Origin of the sequence: Staphylococcus muscae (genome assembly GCF_003019275.1) — a bacterium.
GTDB lineage: Bacteria > Bacillota > Bacilli > Staphylococcales > Staphylococcaceae > Staphylococcus > Staphylococcus muscae.
Window position 1 is genome coordinate 945,195 of sequence record NZ_CP027848.1, and the last position, 18,178, is coordinate 963,372.

Annotated in this window: 21 protein-coding genes and 1 riboswitch; of the genes, 4 read left to right on the forward strand and 17 right to left on the reverse strand. The window is 37.8% G+C overall.

What is annotated here, in order from left to right:
• Positions 1-27: 27 nt before the first annotated feature.
• From cshA to C7J88_RS04700, 3 genes are all read right to left on the reverse strand, one after another.
• Positions 28-1,518, reverse strand: coding sequence for a degradosome RNA helicase CshA (cshA, locus tag C7J88_RS04690; protein ID WP_095117490.1), 1,491 nt, complete (start codon positions 1,516-1,518; stop codon positions 28-30).
• Positions 1,519-1,725: 207 nt separating this feature from the next.
• Positions 1,726-3,090 (reverse strand): UDP-N-acetylmuramoyl-tripeptide--D-alanyl-D-alanine ligase, encoded by a 1,365-nt coding sequence (locus C7J88_RS04695; protein WP_095117491.1) that lies wholly within the window; start codon positions 3,088-3,090, stop codon positions 1,726-1,728.
• Between the two features lie 11 nt (positions 3,091-3,101).
• Positions 3,102-4,175: a D-alanine--D-alanine ligase gene (locus C7J88_RS04700; protein WP_095117492.1), complete on the reverse strand. Its 1,074-nt coding sequence runs from the start codon at positions 4,173-4,175 to the stop codon at positions 3,102-3,104.
• Positions 4,176-4,331: 156 nt separating this feature from the next.
• On the opposite strand from C7J88_RS04700, the gene C7J88_RS04705 reads away from it, so the two are divergent.
• Positions 4,332-5,537 carry an FtsW/RodA/SpoVE family cell cycle protein gene (locus tag C7J88_RS04705; protein ID WP_095117493.1) on the forward strand — a complete coding sequence of 402 codons (1,206 nt, stop codon included), beginning with the start codon at positions 4,332-4,334 and terminating at the stop codon, positions 5,535-5,537.
• Positions 5,538-5,607: 70 nt separating this feature from the next.
• On the opposite strand, the gene C7J88_RS10420 is transcribed toward C7J88_RS04705, so the two are convergent.
• From C7J88_RS10420 to csoR, 5 genes are all read right to left on the reverse strand, one after another.
• Complete coding sequence (locus tag C7J88_RS10420) at positions 5,608-5,748, reverse strand: Lmo0850 family protein (RefSeq protein WP_095118145.1); 141 nt, start codon at positions 5,746-5,748, stop codon at positions 5,608-5,610.
• A gap of 85 nt (positions 5,749-5,833) precedes the next feature.
• Positions 5,834-8,017, reverse strand: a complete 2,184-nt coding sequence (locus C7J88_RS04710; RefSeq protein ID WP_095118146.1) for a heavy metal translocating P-type ATPase — start codon at positions 8,015-8,017, stop codon at positions 5,834-5,836.
• Between the two features lie 99 nt (positions 8,018-8,116).
• A complete protein-coding gene (locus C7J88_RS04715) occupies positions 8,117-8,320 on the reverse strand; it encodes a cation transporter (RefSeq protein WP_095117494.1) in 204 nt (67 codons plus the stop codon).
• A gap of 2 nt (positions 8,321-8,322) precedes the next feature.
• Positions 8,323-8,544 carry a putative copper chaperone CsoZ gene (gene csoZ / locus C7J88_RS04720; RefSeq protein WP_095117495.1) on the reverse strand — a complete coding sequence of 74 codons (222 nt, stop codon included), beginning with the start codon at positions 8,542-8,544 and terminating at the stop codon, positions 8,323-8,325.
• A gap of 13 nt (positions 8,545-8,557) precedes the next feature.
• Positions 8,558-8,845 (reverse strand): copper-sensing transcriptional repressor CsoR, encoded by a 288-nt coding sequence (gene csoR, locus C7J88_RS04725; RefSeq protein ID WP_095117496.1) that lies wholly within the window; start codon positions 8,843-8,845, stop codon positions 8,558-8,560.
• Positions 8,846-8,988: 143 nt separating this feature from the next.
• Here csoR and cls point away from each other — a divergent pair, with 143 nt between their 5' ends.
• Together cls and C7J88_RS04735 are read left to right on the forward strand one after the other, a co-directional pair.
• A complete protein-coding gene (gene cls, locus C7J88_RS04730) occupies positions 8,989-10,479 on the forward strand; it encodes a cardiolipin synthase (protein WP_095117497.1) in 1,491 nt (496 codons plus the stop codon).
• Between the two features lie 20 nt (positions 10,480-10,499).
• Positions 10,500-11,138, forward strand: a complete 639-nt coding sequence (locus C7J88_RS04735; protein WP_095117498.1) for an HD domain-containing protein — start codon at positions 10,500-10,502, stop codon at positions 11,136-11,138.
• 68 nt (positions 11,139-11,206) lie between these two features.
• Here C7J88_RS04735 and yidC read toward each other — a convergent pair whose 3' ends face one another.
• From yidC to C7J88_RS04760, 5 genes are all read right to left on the reverse strand, one after another.
• Positions 11,207-12,076: a membrane protein insertase YidC gene (gene yidC, locus C7J88_RS04740; RefSeq protein WP_095117499.1), complete on the reverse strand. Its 870-nt coding sequence runs from the start codon at positions 12,074-12,076 to the stop codon at positions 11,207-11,209.
• Positions 12,077-12,164: 88 nt separating this feature from the next.
• On the reverse strand, positions 12,165-12,803 hold the full coding sequence (thiE, locus tag C7J88_RS04745; protein WP_095118147.1) for a thiamine phosphate synthase: 639 nt from the start codon (positions 12,801-12,803) through the stop codon (positions 12,165-12,167).
• Positions 12,793-13,599, reverse strand: coding sequence for a hydroxyethylthiazole kinase (gene thiM, locus C7J88_RS04750; protein ID WP_095117500.1), 807 nt, complete (start codon positions 13,597-13,599; stop codon positions 12,793-12,795). The genes thiE and thiM overlap by 11 nt, the downstream gene beginning before the upstream one ends.
• Positions 13,599-14,405 carry a bifunctional hydroxymethylpyrimidine kinase/phosphomethylpyrimidine kinase gene (thiD, locus tag C7J88_RS04755; protein WP_095118148.1) on the reverse strand — a complete coding sequence of 269 codons (807 nt, stop codon included), beginning with the start codon at positions 14,403-14,405 and terminating at the stop codon, positions 13,599-13,601. Before thiD ends, thiM begins: the two co-directional genes overlap by 1 nt.
• 78 nt (positions 14,406-14,483) lie before the next feature.
• A riboswitch (TPP riboswitch) is annotated at positions 14,484-14,584 on the reverse strand.
• A gap of 392 nt (positions 14,585-14,976) precedes the next feature.
• A complete protein-coding gene (locus C7J88_RS04760; RefSeq protein ID WP_157728699.1) occupies positions 14,977-15,207 on the reverse strand; it encodes a single-stranded DNA-binding protein in 231 nt (76 codons plus the stop codon).
• Positions 15,208-15,396: 189 nt separating this feature from the next.
• Between C7J88_RS04760 and C7J88_RS04765 the strand changes: the two genes are divergently transcribed.
• Positions 15,397-15,831: a YwpF-like family protein gene (locus C7J88_RS04765; protein WP_095117502.1), complete on the forward strand. Its 435-nt coding sequence runs from the start codon at positions 15,397-15,399 to the stop codon at positions 15,829-15,831.
• 29 nt (positions 15,832-15,860) lie between these two features.
• Here the strand turns inward: C7J88_RS04765 and fabZ are convergent, their stop codons facing one another.
• From fabZ to C7J88_RS04785, 4 genes are all read right to left on the reverse strand, one after another.
• Positions 15,861-16,301, reverse strand: coding sequence for a 3-hydroxyacyl-ACP dehydratase FabZ (gene fabZ / locus C7J88_RS04770; protein WP_095117503.1), 441 nt, complete (start codon positions 16,299-16,301; stop codon positions 15,861-15,863).
• A gap of 3 nt (positions 16,302-16,304) precedes the next feature.
• The gene (locus tag C7J88_RS04775; protein ID WP_095117504.1) at positions 16,305-16,496 is read right to left on the reverse strand and encodes a hypothetical protein; all 192 of its coding nucleotides are present in this window, start codon (positions 16,494-16,496) and stop codon (positions 16,305-16,307) included.
• Positions 16,489-17,754 carry a UDP-N-acetylglucosamine 1-carboxyvinyltransferase gene (murA, locus tag C7J88_RS04780; RefSeq protein WP_095117505.1) on the reverse strand — a complete coding sequence of 422 codons (1,266 nt, stop codon included), beginning with the start codon at positions 17,752-17,754 and terminating at the stop codon, positions 16,489-16,491. The genes C7J88_RS04775 and murA overlap by 8 nt, the downstream gene beginning before the upstream one ends.
• Positions 17,755-17,840: 86 nt before the next feature.
• On the reverse strand, positions 17,841-18,071 hold the full coding sequence (locus C7J88_RS04785; RefSeq protein WP_095117506.1) for a DUF1146 family protein: 231 nt from the start codon (positions 18,069-18,071) through the stop codon (positions 17,841-17,843).
• Positions 18,072-18,178 lie beyond the last annotated feature (107 nt).

Here is an 18,178-nt window from a genome sequence, read left to right on the forward strand (position 1 = left end):
AATAATCTCTTTAACTCTTTTTAATAATTATTTCTGATGATCCGCAAATGTACGTCCTTTTTTCACTTTGTTATCACGTTTATTTCTAAAGTTGCCTTTTTTGTTGAAGCTACCTTGTTTGTGATTACGGTTGTTTTTACCGTGACGTTTATTATTTGAGCTCTTACGGTTACCACCTTTTGGTCCACGTGTTTTACGTGCAAGTGGTTTTTCAAATGTTAATTGTACTTCTACTTCGTCGTTTGACTCTACCAATTCTTGTAAAAGTGCTGTTACTAAGTCTGAAGCCTCGTACGTCTCAAGTAATGACTTCGCAATCTTTTCAACGCGTGGTTCTTTATCGGCAGCCATCCATTTTTCTACCTTGTTCTTAATGTCATCCTCACGCGCTTGTAATACTTCTTTGCGATGAGGTGGACGTAACGCACGCATTTGACGTTTGTTTGTTTGTTCGATTTGACGAATGTAATCCATCTCGATTGGGTTTACAAATGTTACCGCAATACCATGTTTCCCCGCACGACCTGTACGACCAATTCGGTGTGTATAGCTTTCCGTATCTTGTGGAATATCGAAGTTGTATACATGGCTCACACCTGAAATGTCTAAACCACGTGCCGCAACATCAGTTGCAACAAGAATGTCGATTTGATCATTTTTGAACTTCTTCAATACTTCTAAACGTTTCGCCTGTGTAATGTCACCGTGAAGTCCTTCTGCTTTGTAACCTTTTGATAACAATGCACTTGTCAACTCGTCAACACGACGTTTCGTACGTCCGAATACGATTGCAAGTTCAGGTTGGTGTACATCTAAGAAGTTTGTAAATGTATCGAACTTCTCTAATTCTTTCACAATTGTGTAGTATTCATCAATTTGTGGATCAGAGATTTCGTTATTCATCGTTTTAATAATCTTAGGTGACTTCATGAACTTCTGAACAAGTTCTTGAATTGCTTTTGGCATTGTCGCTGAGAAAAGCATCGTTTGACGATTTTCTGAAGGCAATTTATCCATAATATAACGCATGTCATCGATGAAGCCCATGTTCATCATTTCATCCGCTTCATCCAAGATTAATGTTTCAATTTGTTGTGGTTTCAATGTGCGACGGTTCAAATGATCAATCACACGTCCCGGTGTACCAACGACGATTTGTGGGCCACGTTTTAATGATTTGATTTGACGATCGATCGGCATACCACCGAATACTGTCACAACTTGAACTTTTTGACCACGACTAAATTCGCGTAACTGCTCAGCTACTTGCATTGCAAGCTCACGTGTCGGTGCTAAGATAAGGGCACGAACACCTTCCTGTCCCTTAACTTTTTCAATAAGTGGGATCCCAAATGCGCCTGTTTTTCCTGTCCCTGTTTGCGCTTGTCCCAATATGTCAATATTTTCGAGTGCATATGGAATACTGTCTTTTTGGATGGGGGTCGGCTCAGTAAATCCCATTGCCTCAAGGGTTTCAGCTGTACGTTCTGAAACACCTAATTCTGTAAATTTTTGCAAAGTAATTCTCCTTTTTATATCGAAATTCTCATAATAAGTATGTCAAATATTTTTAATCTAACTTCTACATATTACCACCTAACTACTAATATCGCAATAAATGGAAATAAGTCAGTCAACTTGTCAAGCAACAAAATGGTTCATTTGTGTACAAAAAAGTGCCTTAGCAAAGGAGTTCTCCCTTAATAAGACACGTAATAATATTATTTAAGATACTGTGATTAGCGCATCAACAACTTCTTCAAGTTTCATGCCACGAGACCCTTTTACAAGCACTGTATCGTTCGCTTCTAACATTTTTGAAAGCGTGTCAATCAATTCTGTTTTTGAGTCGAAATGTTGCGCTTGCTGTACATACTCACATCCCGTTTCACAAATGGCTTTAGACTCGTCACCATACGTAAATAATGTATCAATAGACTTGCCTTTTAGATACGCACCTACTTCAGCGTGCAATTCTGCAGACTGTGACCCAAGTTCCAATACATCTCCGAATACGAGTATCTTTCGTCCTGCTAATTCCACCACTGTATCAATGGCTGCTTTCATACTTGTAGGACTCGCATTATATGCATCATTAATAATGACGGCACCATTTGACGCTGTAAACTTTTGCATGCGCATACCAGTGAGTGATAAGCCTTTTAATTGCTGTTGAATAACGTCAGCGGTTACACCGATTTGTTTTGCTACACTTATCGCATACGCAGCATTTTTCATATTATGTGCACCGAGTACTGGAAGTGTATACGTTTCGTTTCCATTCAATGTAAACGAAATTCCTGATGCATCATGTGCAACAACCTCACACTGCACATCGTGTGTTATATTCGACCCAACAGCAATCGCATTCAAACCGTCTGCTTGTTGTACTAATTCAGTGAGTAATGGTTCATCACCATCATAAAATAACGTTCCAGATGGCTTCAAACCAGAAATAACTTCAAACTTCGCCTTTGCAATGCCTGCTCTTGAACCAAGGTCTTGCATATGCGATTCACCGATATTCGTAATGATTGCATAATCAGGTTGTGCAATCGTTGATAACAATTCAATTTCACCAAAACCTGACATCCCCATTTCCAAAATAGAAACTTCTGTATCTGGAGATAACGCAAGAATCGTCAATGGCATGCCAATCTCATTGTTATAATTGCCTTGTGTCTTTTTCACCTTATAGTTGGCAGACAACACATTCTCTAACATATCTTTAGTTGTTGTTTTACCGTTTGAACCTGTCACCGCAATCACAGTCGGATTCACTTCGCGTAAGTAAGCTGCTGCCAATTGTTGTAGCGCCAGTAATGTATCTTCTACATAGATGACAGGCCCTTCAGTTGGCGCAGTCACCTCACTGTGTCGATCATAAAATGTCGCAGCTGCACCATCTTGTAGCGCTTGTTCACTAAAGCGATGCCCATCTACACGTTCCCCATTGAACGGAATGAATAATTGTCCCTGTTCAATGTGGCGTGAATCAATCGTCACACCTTTGATCTCCACATCTAAATAACGTTCATCTATCTCACATACTACCCATTCTGCTAATTGTCTTAAGCTGATATTTATCATCACTAAAACCTCTAGTCGTCAATTCGATATTTATTCAAGTGTTTATCTGCATAGCGTTCTTTTGCCAATTCGATCAGCTTCGTAATTAATCCTGAATAAGATACGCCCATGTTTTCCCATAACTTAGGGAACATACTATATGCTGTAAAGCCTGGCATCGCATTTGTTTCATTAATATATACTTGATTGTCTTCAGTCACGAAGAAGTCAGCACGTACTAAACCTGAACAATCTGTTGCTTTGAATGCTTCTACGGCCATATCACGAAGCGTCATTTGTAGCTCCTTATCTAAGTCAGCCGGAATGCTCAATTGTACTTTACCATCTTTGTATTTCGCTTTGTAATCATAGAATGATACGTCTTTGATCACTTCACCTGGCCATGTTGTTTCTGGATAGTCATTGCCAAGTACCGCTACTTCAATTTCACGTGCATTCACACCTTGCTCGATCACCAATTTACGGTCGAATTGAAATGCTTCTTCAATCCCACGAATGAGTGCCGCTTCATCTTCACATTTGCTGATACCAACACTTGAACCTAAGTTTGCTGGTTTTACGAAAACTGGGAATTCCAACTTATCATGTACAAGTTTTAAAATATTGTCTTGATATTTTTCATATTCACTACGTAGAAAGCTGACATACGGTAATTGAGGCAATCCTCTATGTGCGAATAATTGTTTCATCACAAGCTTATCCATTGAACTTGCTGCTGACAACACACCGTTTCCAACATACGGAATATCAAGTACTTCAAAAAGCCCTTGAATCGTGCCATCTTCACCATTAGGTCCATGTAATAATGGGAAGACCGCATCATAACGGCCACCTTGACTCGATGATGTCAACATAACAGAAATCTGTCCTTCTTCAACATCTTCTAAGTGTAGCATTTGAATATCTGTTATTTCTTCATTGATATTTTCTTGTTTTTTCCATTGTCCTTCATTGGTAATATAAATAATGTCTATTTGGTATTTTGATTTATCAATTGCATTTAATACATTCTGAGCTGTTAATATTGAGACATCATGTTCGGCACTTTTCCCACCATAAATAATACATAAAGATTCTTTTGACATAGTTTAGCCTCCAAAATAAATTCTACAAACCCATATTACCACGCACGCTCTTTATTATGCATTTATTTTTGTACAATATTAGCAATTTTATTACATGTTATGTAAAATCGTTATATAATATAAGCTAAAGAAATTTTTAGTACAAAGGAGATGGCTATGGCTTCTTCACGTCAACAAACTCAAAAGTCATTCTTTCGACGTTTAGACTGGCAATTGATCGGGTTAATTTTCACACTCTGCATCATTAGTGTCACAACCATTCACTCGGCAATGGGTGGCGGTCAATACAGTATGGACTTCGGAGTCAGACAGATTTTCTATTACATACTCGGTGCTATCATTGCATTTTCAATCATGATTGTCTCACCGAAAAAGATTTTGAAATACGTCAATGTCGTATATGCCTTTTTTATCCTATTACTAATTGGTTTGATTGTCCTTCCAGAATCAAGCTTCACACCGATTATTAACGGAGCAAAAAGTTGGTATCACGTTGGTCCAATTAGTGTCCAGCCATCAGAATTTATGAAGATTGTCCTGATTTTATCCGTTGCAAAGGTTGTCGCACAACACAATCGTTTTACATTCAATAAATCACTCGAAACAGATTTGATGTTATTACTTAAAATATTTGCTGTCACTATCTTGCCAATGGCGCTTATTTTATTACAAAATGACCTTGGAACTACACTTGTCTTTCTCGCTATCATTGCGGGGATCGTCATCGTTAGCGGTGTGACATGGAAAATTTTGGCTCCCCTGTTCGGTTCAGCCATTCTTTTAGGAAGTAGTATTATTTTATCTATTATTTACAATCCAAGCTTTATAGAGAACGTATCAGGCATTAAAACATACCAACTCGGTCGTATCAATTCATGGCTCGATCCTTATTCATATAGTACGGGAGATGGTTTTCATTTAACAGAATCAATGAAAGCTATCGGATCGGGTCAACTTATCGGTAAAGGATTGAACAATGGCGAAGTTTATATTCCTGAAAACCATACCGACTTTATTTTTTCTGTCATCGGTGAAGAGCTCGGTTTTGTAGGGGCAGTCATTGTGTTAGGTGTTTTCCTACTCCTATTGCTTCATCTGATTCGCCTTGCTGTCACATCAGACGACCTGTTTAGCAAAGCATTTATTATGGGATATGCCAGCCTTTTGCTGTTCCATATTGTACAAAATATCGGTATGACGATCCAACTATTGCCGATTACTGGGATTCCACTCCCTTTCATTAGTTATGGAGGAAGTTCTTTATGGAGTCTTATGGCAGGTGTTGGTGTTATACTCAGTATTTACTACCATACTCCGAAAAAGTATGATGCAAGTAAAACACAATCTCGCACAACAAGATAACTTAAAAAACCACTTTACCATCTGAGTTTAGATGATAAAGTGGTTTTCGTTATTTCTATGAAATGATTGATTACTTAAGTTTTTCTGGTGCAGTGGTTGGTTTCGGTAGTGATCGCATGATATCCAATCGTGATTTTGTCTTTTTCACAGTAACCCCAATTGATGATAACATTTTCACCACATTGTAAAACTTGTCATTTGGCTTTGCCATATTATCACCCCAGTTTGTCAACCTACTACTCCTATCTTACATTAAATTGATGACAGTGACTATAAAAATTTGAAATACGTCACTTTTATTTTGCGATATGTTTCAATCTCAGTGCGTTTAATACAACTGATACAGAACTAAATGCCATCGCAGTTCCGGCAATCCAAGGTGCTAAAAATCCCATTGCTGCAAAGGGAATACCGATCATATTGTAACAAAATGCGAAGAATAAATTCTGTTTAATATTACGAATAGTTAAGTGGCTTAATTTTAAACTTTCTGGAATATGTTTCAAATTCCCTTTTACAAGTGCAATATCTGCTGATTCCAATGCGATATCAGAGCCTGAGCCCATCGCCACACCGATATCACTCTTCATCAGTGCTGGTGCATCGTTGACACCGTCACCGACCATCATGACTTGATGATCTTTCTGTTGTAAGTCAGAGACGACTTGAGCTTTTTCATCTGGTTTGACACCTGCAATCACATTGTTCACACCTAACTCACGACCAATCGCACGCGCAGTTGTTTCGCTATCACCACTCAACATAATCAATTCATAATGTGACTTTAATGCTGCTAGCACTTCTTTCGCTTCTTGTTTTGGTTCATCACGAATACCGAGTACTAATCCTACTTGATCATCGACAGTCATTGCAATCACTGTCGCACCGGATGTTTGGAGTGTCTCCACTTGTCGTTGGACATCTGCTTCAATCGTTGCATATTGTGTAATAAAAGGGATCGCACCTACGACAATATGATGATTGTCAATATAACCAGAAATCCCACTGCCTGTATGTGTTTTATACGCTTCAACCGGCAATATCATTTCATCTTTATAATAATCAACGACTGCTTTAGACAATGGATGTTCAGATTGTGCTTCTAAACTTTTGATGTAACGTCCAATCACAGCATCATCTATGAGACGATGTTCAGCAATGACTTTTGGCTGTCCAACTGTTAAAGTTCCTGTTTTATCAAATACGATTGTATTGATATGATGTGTTTGTTCTAATGACTCAGCTGTTTTAAACAGAATACCTGCTTCTGCGGCCCGTCCAGAACCAACCATAATAGATGTTGGTGTAGCAAGTCCTAATGCGCAAGGACATGCGATTACGATAACCGCAATAAAGATTTCGAGTGCTTGAGATAACTCGAATGGTGTAAGGATAAAATACCAAATTAAAAATGCTACAAATGCAATGGCAATAACTGTCGGAACAAAAATATTTGATACTTTATCCGCCAACCGTTGAATTTGCGGCTTATCTCCTTGTGCTTCTTCAACGACTTGTATGATTTGATTTAATACGAGATCTTCACCAGTATGTGTCACACGAACTTTTATAAAGTTTTGTTGATTTAATGTACTCCCAATAACCGAATCGCCTACAACTTTGTCAATTGGAATACTTTCTCCTGTCAGCATCGATTCATCAACCGTTGACCAACCTTCTACAATTGTACCGTCGAGTGGAATTTGTTCACCACTGCGGACACGAACAACGTCACCGACTTGTATCTCTTCAATAGACATGCGTTGTATTTGTCCATCACGTTCTACTTCTGCATCTTTAACTTGTAATGCTGCTAACTTCTCAATGGCATCACTCGCATGTCCTTTTGCACGCTTTTCAAAATATTTCCCTAAAAGAATAAGCGTAATTAAAACCGCACTCGTTTCAAAGTATAGCGGGACATGACCTGCGCCATGTGAATGTGTGAACATCAAATAAATACTGTAAAAATACGCAGCCGATGTTCCCATCGCAACGAGTACATCCATATTTGCACTTTTATTCGTTAGTGATTGGTATGCACCTACGTAAAATTGCCAACCTAAAACAAATTGAACTGGCGTTGCGAGTATTAATTGAAACCATGGATTCATCAATAAGTCTGGTACAGGTACAAAGCTTAAAAATGAGAAATGTGCAAACATCGTATACAGCAATGGTAATGATAAAATAAGAGAAATAATAAATTTATTCTTTTGATGTTTCAATTCACGTTGTTTACGTTCTCGTGTCTGTTGTTGTGTTTCTATCGGATGCGCTTGAAAGCCAATTTTTTCTATGCGTTCAAATATTTCTTTTTGACTAATTTGAGATGGATCGTATTGAACTGTCCCTTTTTCCATTACAAGGTTCACATTAGCGGATTCAATTCCTGCTTCACGATTCAATGTGCGTTCTATACGGGTAGCACAAGCCGCACAATCCATCCCTGAAATTTTAAATGTCTCTTTTGTCATAATTCCCACTCCAATACCTATATGGGGTATATTTTATTTTCAAATAAAGAGCGGGATCATCTACTACTATATAACAAAATGAATCTCCCACTCTATATGATATTATTTAACGTCATAACCAATATCATAGATACGTTGCTTCACATCTTCTAGCGCCGCATCATTTGATAATTCTACATCTACAATGTCTTCAGCTGGTGTTGCCACAACTGATACAACATCTTTATTTTCCTGAACTGCTGTTTCAACTGCTTTTTTACAATGATCACAACTCATACCTTCTACTGCAATTGTATGTTTTGCCATAATTAACGCTCTCCTTTATATGAATTGATGACAGGATAACCTGCATCATAAATTTCTTTTTCCAACGTATTCAAGTTAGCTGGTGTTTCATACGTCAGTGTCACCATTTGTGATTCGGTATTCACTTCTACCGCTTCAACACCAATCATATTGCTCAGTCTCGACTCAAGCTGTTTCTTCTGTTCCTCACTCGAGAGACCAGATAGCCATACTTTACTATGCACGTATGTTCACCTCCTAGTCTTTCATCAACTTTTGGAAGGTCACGAGTAGTTCATCCATCGCTTCATGTTCATTGCCACCTTCTACTTTGTGCATGATACATCCTTTCATATGGTGTTCTAACAACTTGGATGCCACACCATTCAGCGCAGAACGTGTTGCACGGATTTGAGTCAGAACATCATCGCAATAGACGTCTTCTTCAATCATACGATTAATTGCTCGTACTTGTCCTTCAATGCGATTTAAACGAGATTGTAAATTGCGTTTCGTCACGTCAGAATGATTTGCATGTTCTGTCATCGCGTCTCCCTCGATTCATTGTGATTTATTTTACAACTCTATAATATACCCTACGTAGGTATGTGTCAATAAGAAAGATTTCAATATAAATTCATTGAAAAAAATGCTACAATATGAAAAACATATTATTAAAGGAGAAACATATGGGCGAATTACTTATTTCATTATTTGCAAATGGAAATGCAATCGTCAACATCATTTTGATTGGTCTATTCTTCCTGAATTTGACTTTTGTATTCACCATTATTTTCATGGAACGACGCAGTGCTGAAGCTATCTGGGCATGGTTGCTCGTATTGGGGCTCTTCCCGATCTTAGGATTCGTTTTATATTTACTCTTCGGGCGACAAATACAGCGTAAGTCATTATTTGAAATAGATGAAAAGGACAAAGTTGGTTTAGAGCGTCGTGTTAACGAACAATTAGAAGCACTAAAAGCTGGCAATTTTGATCCAAGTAACCCACACATGCAATATTACAATCATATGATTCAAATGTTGCTGTACAATAATGCCGCCTTCTACACAAATGATAATCAGATTGAACTATTCACTGATGGGTATGACAAGTTCAATCGTCTTAAAGAAGATATTCGTCAAGCAAAAAAATATATCCATATTCAATATTATATTTTCCGAAAAGACCTTCTTGGAAAAGAAATTTTATCTTTACTAGAAGAGAAACTTGAACAAGGTCTAGAAGTTAAAATGCTCTACGATGACATCGGATCTCGTACGTTAAAATTACGTCATTTCAAAGAGTTTCGCCAAAAAGGTGGGCAAGTGGAAGCTTTCTTTCCTTCGAAGTTGCCTTTAATCAACTTGCGTATGAATAATCGAAATCATCGTAAAATCGTCGTGATTGACGGCACAATCGGCTATGTTGGTGGTTTCAATGTTGGAAAAGAATATTTAGGTCTTTCCAAAAAATTTGGTTATTGGCGTGACACGCATATACGGTTAGAAGGAGAAGGCGTCAACGCCCTGCAATTACGCTTTATTTTAGACTGGAATTCACAGTCTCACCGCCATAATATTCAATATGACCCAAAATACTTTCCAGAAAATCATGTCAATGTGGAGCACAACACAGGTATTCAAATTGCCTCAAGTGGACCAGATGAATCATGGGAACAAATTAAATATGGCTATCTTAAAATGATTTCTATGGCGCAAAAGTCGATTTACATTCAAACCCCCTATTTCATACCTGATAGTTCGTTTATGGATGCTTTAAAAATCGCAGCACTTGGTGGCGTCGATGTGAACATTATGATTCCAAACAAACCCGATCATCCATTTGTCTATTGGGCGACATATAAAAACGTTGCGAGCCTTTTAGAAGCAGGTGCACGTGTTTATCATTATGATAATGGCTTTTTACATGCAAAGACGATGACTATTGACGATGAAATTACAAGCATTGGTACAACAAACATGGATAATCGTAGTTTTTCTTTAAATTTCGAAGTGAACGCCTTTATTTATAATGAAGAAGTTGCCAAACAAGTACGAGAAAGCTTTGAAAAAGACTTAGAAGTTTCGTCAGAGTTGACAAAAGAACGCTATCATAGTCGGGGGCTTGGGATTAAGTTCAAAGAGGCAATCAGCCAACTATTATCACCGATATTATAATGAAAATGAGAGGTTGAAGCATGAAGACACATATTCAAGCGGCATTTGATTATATGAACGAGATACATGCACAAGATACAACCGGTCATGATGTTGCACATGTCAAACGTGTTCATAAACTGGCACACACAATTGCAGGCTCCTATCCAAACGCCAACCATTACGTTATAGAAATGGCTGCTTTATTACATGACACAGTAGATGATAAACTCGTTAATCCAGAAGCAGCCTATCGTAATCTCGATACATTTTTAAATAACCTTAACGTAAAAAGCACGGATCAAGACGCAATTCGCTATATCATCAAAAATATGAGTTTTCGTCAGTCAGAGCAAGTAGGTAAACTCAAAACCATTGAAGCCCAAATCGTACAAGATGCTGACCGTCTAGATGCGCTTGGCGCTATCGGTATTGCACGTACATTCCAATTTGCCGGCCACTTCAAAGAACCGATGTGGACAGGTGAAGCGACGCAACAAGAACTCAACAATCAAAGTGTTCAACTCGAGCAATTGTCACCTTCTGCCATCAAACATTTTTACGAAAAGTTATTGTTATTAAAAACTTTGATGAATACACCAGAAGCACAAGAAATAGCAGCACAACGTCATCAATTTCTTGAACAGTTTCTTAATCAATTCTTTGATGAATGGGAATGAACATAGAAATACGCCCGTTTCACATAGCTTATATATCGCTATTGAAACGGGCGTATTTTATGATTGAATTATTTCTTTTTCTTCTTTTTAGATACAACTTGTGTATTTTTACCTGTCTTGTTGTTTTGTTTTTTCTCCGCTTCCATCTTTTTAATCAATGGTGCCACTTCTTCTTTTGCTTTTTTGCTATAAACCACGTTCGCAAAATATGTTTGAACAACAAGGAATGCAGCGGACACAGACCAGTATAAACCTAATGCGGCAGCTGACGTGTATGAAATCCAGATGATCATAATTGGTGAAATAATCATCATCATATAACCCATTTGTTTTTGTTCCGCAGGCATATTTGATAAAGATACATACGCTTGTAAAAAGTAAAGAATACCAGCGATGAGTGTTATCCAAATATCTGGTTTATCTAGTTGGAACCACATGAAATCAGAGTATTTCGTAATGCCGCCACCTGTTGGGTATCTTAATACGAAATAAAGACCCATGATGATTGGCATTTGAATGATTAATGGTAAACAACCAATCATACTTGACATTGGATTCATACCATATTTTTTGTACACTGTCATCATTTCTTGGTTAGCCGCAAGTTTGTCTTCTTGCGTACGTGCACGTTTAACTTTTTCTTGCACTGCTGTAATATCAGGTTTTGCAATTTTCATTTTTTCACGCATCATATGCATGTTTTTATAGTTTGATAACATCAATGGTAATAATACGATACGTACAACTAATACGATAATGATAATCGCAAGACCATAGTTATTATCTAGTTCATGGCCTAACCAATGAATTAAGCTATCCATTGGTTGTACGAATGTATTGTAAAAGAAACCATCTCGGTTTTCAGGCTTACTATAATCACAACCAGCTAAAAAGAGTGTGATACCAAAAAGCATGGCCAGTAACGCTTTATTCTTCATTTTTCCACCTCTATACTATTATTCACATAAGTGTCATTTTATCATATAACGTATTCAGGTGGAAACATTTCTCATAATTTACAGCAATTTATTTAAAATATTGTAAGTAGCAGGACACAGATTTTTCAATATTGTCGCTCTGAGTAATAGAAGAAATCGTTGCGATACCATCTGCCCCATTATTAATAATAGAGGCGACATTTTCTTCTGTAATACCACCGATTGCGACAATTGGAATCTCTTCATCATAACGACGCATACGACGAATCATTTCGATACCGCCTGCTTGCTTGGCATCGCTCTTCGATTGCGTTCGATATACAGGACCTACACCAATATAATCGACATGTGTCAAATCCGACTGATCATACTCTTCAAAGTTACTCACACTTAAACCAATAATTTTATCTTCTGCTTGTGCATAAAAACTTTGAACTTCTGCATCGTCTTGTCCGACATGTATGCCATCAGCATCTATTTCTAAAGCGAGTGCAACATCATCATTGACGATAAAAGGAACATGATATGCTCGACATAACTTCTGAAGGTCTAATGCCTTTTGCTTTTTAGCTTCTCCTGTCAATGCAGATGGCCCTTTTTCACGAAACTGAAACATCGTAATACCTGCTTTTAAAGCATCTTCAAGGATATGATCAAGACTGCCTTTTTTTACATCCTGTGTACCTGCAATAAAATAAACTTTTAATTGCTTACGATCAAATGTCATCATTCTTCACTTCTCTCTTCTTTATCTCTTGTTGAAAAGCGACTGTCGCAGTTTGACTCAATGCATCTAAAAAAGCAACTGCAAATGTCCCTGGCAAATCAGCACCAGCTTTTACTTCTGCACGTTCCGCCGAAATTGTATAGTATGACACTGCTTCCGCCAACTTCTCCAATGAAGGATGTGTATCTTTCAATAAAAAGCTGGCAACAACCGCACCTAGTAAACAGCCTGTACCAGTGACTTTTGCTAATAACGGCGTCCCATTACCTAAAGCAATTGCTCGGCCATCTTGTATGATCACATCCGTTTCACCAGTCATAACGATAGCTGCATTGTATTTAAGTTGTGCTTGTTTAGCTGCTTCAATAGGCAGTTGATCAAGCGTGCTGTCCGTCCCTTTCATTGTGGTTGATTCATCCACAAGTGCTAAAATTTCAGAAGCATTTCCTTTGATGACTGTTACTTGAACCTCTTCTAAAAAACGTCTGCAAAAATTTCTTCTGAATTGGGAAGCACCCACTGCCACAGGATCAAAAACAATTGGTACACCTTGGCGATTTGCTTCTTTTGCAATACTCAACATATCTTCACCACTTTGTTGTGTGAGTGTACCGATATTGATGAGTAACGCTTGTGCAACTTTAAAAAAGTCTACCGCTTCTTCAGGGGCTTCACTCATAGCCGGGCTCGCACCTAAACTGAGCAAGCCATTTGCAGTAAAGTTTTTAACAACGTCATTGGTATAACATATAACAAGCGGACTTTCTTTGCGTACTGCTGATAAATAATCGCTCATTAGTCCCATCCCTTCTGTGATTGATAAGCAAAATGATTGACCGGACCTCTGCCCCGTCCTATTTCCGGTGTATATTTAATAGCTAAAGCAATAAACGCTTTTGCCTTCGCAACTGCATCATAGACGGAACGCCCTTTCGCTAACTCTGCAGTAATAACTGCTGAGAATGTACAACCTGTCCCATGTGTGTGTTCAGTTGGATAACGTTCGCCTTCAAAAACAAAATGCCCCTCTCTTGTAAAAAGATGATCTGTTGCATCACCTTCTAAATGGCCACCTTTAATGACAACACCTTTAGACCCTACCTCATTGATAAAGAAGTCGCCTGCTCGATGAATCTGATCCATTGTTTCCAATTGAAAACCTGTAATTTCTTCAGCTTCTGGAATATTAGGTGTTGCAACATCTGCATACGGTAGCAATGTAGTTTTTAATTGCTTTCGAACTTGCTCTGCCATTAGTGAATCACCACTTTTAGCAACCATGACTGGATCAATAACATATGGAATATCAAAGTCCTTTAAATAGCGTTCGATAATAATCATCATGTCAGGTGTTGGAATCATCCCTGTTTTCAATGCATGTGGTGGTTCATCGTTAAATACACTTGCGAGTTGTTCTTCTAACCATGCAGGTTCAAGGTTATGTATATGCTGCACACCTAAGGAATTTTGCGCCACAATACTCGTGATGGCACTCATTCCATATACACCACATGCATGAAATGACTTTAGATCTGCCATTGCACCCGCTCCACCAGATGGATCTGTCCCTGCAATAGTCAATGCGATTTTAGGTTTCTGAATCATTTGATTACCTCCATGTCTCACTTTATACATATAGACTACATAGAGGTAACTCGGATGATTCGTTCTCACCCTGATACATCATTTCATCTACTTCCCTACGTTGGCATCATCCAAATCAGGTTCAAAGGGTTTGAATTTCCATTCATCTCAGCGAGTTAGCGCCCCTAGTAGTCATCAATGTTTAATTTACTTAAATTTAGCAAACTCAAAGTCTTTTTTCAAATGAATACCCTATCAGCACTGTCATGAATGAAAGATTATAGTATGTATTAGACGGGTCCACGCCTTACGCATTGTGCAACCCGCCTATAAAATATTAAGAAAACGTACGATTTAAAAACTGACAAAAGTCATTAGGGTTAGGGAATTAAATAAAGAAAGGAAGTAGTATATAAATAGAGAGTATGTGGTGGATACATTTTGTTAGGGTATGGGTAATAAATAGCTAAACAAGTGTGGGATCGTTGGATTCAATAAGGGGTGGGATTTCTAAAATTTCAACAGACTCAACGACAATCTCTGTTGAAAAACGTTTTTCATCGTTAAACTGATAACGACGTGTTGTGAGTTAACCTTCAATAGATAGCAGATCTCCTTGATTCACTTCTTGATCAATTTGTATCGCAACAGGGCCAAATGCTTTACAATTTAAATAATCAAAGATGGGGTGGTTATCCTTCCCTTTGTAATTGCGTTCAACTGCAAGAAAAAAGGTCACAAAATAACTTCCTGGCTTTTCATAATACTTAGGTACTTTTGAGACAGTGCCGATTGCTTTAATTTGATTAATACTTATCACCTCCTGAAAGTATGATAGTATAGAAGTACTTCAAAATGCAATTTGAGTTCTATCAAATATTGACCATATAAAGTGCTTACTATTTAAACAATTTCAATCTAATAACGAATAAGTTGATTATTTGAGTTATAATAAAAGTGATATATTCAAAAAACGTAGAATTTAAAAAAATAAGGGGATGGTGGCAACATGAAGACATTCAAAGCCGTACGCTTTCAAATTGTATCCGATAACAGTAGTGTGACTGAGTACGAACTGATTGATGGGGTCATTATTAATAAAGAAGATCGGGGAACGGGATGGCTGCTTGAAATTGTTATTTCAGATATTCATAAAGAACAGATGACAGCTTATATGGAAGATAATCAACTTCTCAATATTCGTGTGGTCATTACACGTCCATCTAATGATCCAGCACTTTTTGATGCAACGATTAAGCACATTACACAACTCAAAGATAAAATTTCCGTTATTTTTGAATGTCATATTTATACATTGCGTCAAGTGTATGCGGAGAGCTTATTAGAGCAACTTGTTGATGAAGGATTGGAAGGAGAAGCACTGATCAAAGCCTTCAATCGAAAAATGCAATCAAAACCTCGCCTTAAAGATGAACGCCAGTAAGTATGATATATACTCCTGGCGTTCTTGTTTTATTCTGGTGACTGTAATGCAAATGTAAGTTCGCAGCTACATGCAAGCTGACCGTCTACCGTTGCTTTGGCTGTCCCTTTACCAATAGGACCTTTTATTTTGGTGATTTCAACTTCTAATCTCAATGTATCTCCAGGAACGACTTGTCTTTTAAATCGACATTTATCAATCCCTGCAAATAGAGCAATTTTCCCTCTATTTTCTTCGCTATTTAACATCGCAACAGCACCTGTTTGTGCAAGTGCTTCTGTTATTAATACACCTGGCATCACAGCATAATCAGGAAAATGTCCTTGAAAGAAAGGTTCATTGCCTGATACTTGTTTAATGCCGACACAACGCTGACCTTCTTCGTATTCCACAATTTTGTCGATCAACAAAAATGGTTGACGATGCGGAATAATTTTTTTAATCTCATTATAATTAAAAATAGTTTCCATCTACTATGATCCTCCTAATGTCTCGCTAAAATATCTAAAAAAGTTAGGATTCAATACTTTGAAAATATCATCATGATTCATCCATAAACCAATCATAAGTCCAATATAAAATAGTATGACACTGACAATGACAAATGCGATCAATTTTACACTTGTTGACTGCTCCACAACCACAAAATAATACTTTTTAATCATTGATACGTTCAATATCTGCACCGAGTGCTTTTAACTTGCCATGGAAGTCCACATAACCACGATCGAGATGCTTTAACTCTGTGACCGTCGTTTCACCTTCAGCGACAAGACCTGCTAATATCAATGCTGCTGCCGCACGTAAGTCTGTTGCCTTTACTTGTGCTCCTTGTAATTGACTTTTGCCTTGAATCTTTGCATTGCGTCCCTCAACCGAAATATTAGCATTCATGCGTTTAAATTCAGCTACATGCATAAAGCGATTTTCGAATACAGTTTCTGTTAAGATTTTATGGCCTTCAGCAGTTAATAATAGTGCCATCATTTGTGATTGCATATCCGTTGGGAAGCCCGGATGTGGTAATGTTTTCACGTCGACAGGTTTGAGCTGCTCAGGTGCTGTAACACGAATACCATCTTCACGATATTCAAGTTCAACGCCCATTTCTTCAAGTTTGTACACAAGACTTGTCATATGCTCTTTAATAGCACCTTTCACAAATACATCACCACGTGTAATTGCTGCTGCAATCATCAATGTACCTGCTACAATACGGTCAGGAATAATCGCATGAGATACACCTTTTAGTACTTCCACACCGTGAATCGTAATCGTATCTGTTCCTGCCCCTTTCACATCACCACCCATTTCGTTGATGTAGTTGGCAAGGTCAACAATTTCTGGTTCACGTGCCACATTCTCGATGACTGTACGCCCTTTGGCTAAAGATGCTGCCATCATAATGTTTTGTGTAGCACCGACACTTGGGAAGTCTAAGTGTATATCATTACCGACTAAGCCATTTTCTGCTGTTGCGTGTATGAATCCTGCTTCTTGATGTATTTCAGCTCCTAATGCTTCGAATCCTTTCAAGTGTTGCTCAATCGGACGTGATCCAATGGCACATCCGCCTGGTAATGCAACTTTTGCCACACCGAGTCGTGCGAGTAACGGCCCCATTACAAGAATACTTGCACGCATTTTGCTGACATACTCATAGGGTGCTTCTTCGTTCAATTGTTTCGTTGCATCCACTGATACAACTTGTGTCGCTTCATCATAAGAAACGTCCGCATTCAAAACACTCAAAACATTATTGATTGTGTCAACATCACTCAACGGCGGCACATTGCGTAATTCACTTTTACCTTCGCTAGCTAATAATGCTGCAGTAATAATAGGTAAAACTGCATTTTTTGCACCTTCTACCATTACACTCCCTTTTAAAGTTTGTCCACCTCGTACAATAATTTTATCCATCTTCAAAAATCCTCCACTATCTCTCTATACGCTTTTCTTTGTTATCCATATTAACTTTGATTGTTTCAATTCATTCATGACAATTGCTAAAATAAATATTTAATTTGTGTTGAAAACTGAAGTAAATCAATGACAAAATTGCTGACACCTGTTCCAATCACAATCGCCAAAAATATCATAACAACTTGTACTTGAACAGGGTATCCTTTTTTGAAAAACTGCTCTAAACGAACAGCATTTAATGCCCAGTAAGCAACACAAATACAGAGCACATGCATCACGATATGCGCAACTGCAAACTGTCCTAAATATTCCATGATGTTGCTCCTCTTCATATAAATCTATATTGATTTTACATGATTTTTCATTCAAATCATACTATTAGTACTTGCAATAATGATATTCCCTTTTTGAAGACAATAAA

Coding starts and splice junctions, on each gene's coding strand:
- C7J88_RS04715 (WP_095117494.1), bottom strand. CDS start 8,320: ATGGCAAAACATACAATTGCAGTAGAAGGTATGAGTTGTGATCATTGT.
- C7J88_RS04700 (WP_095117492.1), bottom strand. CDS start 4,175: ATGTCAAAAGAATCTTTATGTATTATTTATGGTGGGAAAAGTGCCGAA.
- csoR (WP_095117496.1), bottom strand. CDS start 8,845: ATGACAGAACATGCAAATCATTCTGACGTGACGAAACGCAATTTACAA.
- thiM (WP_095117500.1), bottom strand. CDS start 13,599: ATGAGCGATTATTTATCAGCAGTACGCAAAGAAAGTCCGCTTGTTATA.
- C7J88_RS04695 (WP_095117491.1), bottom strand. CDS start 3,090: ATGATAAATATCAGCTTAAGACAATTAGCAGAATGGGTAGTATGTGAG.
- C7J88_RS10420 (WP_095118145.1), bottom strand. CDS start 5,748: ATGGCAAAGCCAAATGACAAGTTTTACAATGTGGTGAAAATGTTATCA.
- C7J88_RS04785 (WP_095117506.1), bottom strand. CDS start 18,071: ATGGAATATTTAGGACAGTTTGCAGTTGCGCATATCGTGATGCATGTG.
- C7J88_RS04765 (WP_095117502.1), top strand. CDS start 15,397: ATGAAGACATTCAAAGCCGTACGCTTTCAAATTGTATCCGATAACAGT.
- murA (WP_095117505.1), bottom strand. CDS start 17,754: ATGGATAAAATTATTGTACGAGGTGGACAAACTTTAAAAGGGAGTGTA.
- C7J88_RS04775 (WP_095117504.1), bottom strand. CDS start 16,496: ATGATTAAAAAGTATTATTTTGTGGTTGTGGAGCAGTCAACAAGTGTA.
- C7J88_RS04705 (WP_095117493.1), top strand. CDS start 4,332: ATGGCTTCTTCACGTCAACAAACTCAAAAGTCATTCTTTCGACGTTTA.
- thiE (WP_095118147.1), bottom strand. CDS start 12,803: ATGACATTTGATCGTAAGCAATTAAAAGTTTATTTTATTGCAGGTACA.
- cls (WP_095117497.1), top strand. CDS start 8,989: ATGGGCGAATTACTTATTTCATTATTTGCAAATGGAAATGCAATCGTC.
- C7J88_RS04735 (WP_095117498.1), top strand. CDS start 10,500: ATGAAGACACATATTCAAGCGGCATTTGATTATATGAACGAGATACAT.
- yidC (WP_095117499.1), bottom strand. CDS start 12,076: ATGAAGAATAAAGCGTTACTGGCCATGCTTTTTGGTATCACACTCTTT.
- fabZ (WP_095117503.1), bottom strand. CDS start 16,301: ATGGAAACTATTTTTAATTATAATGAGATTAAAAAAATTATTCCGCAT.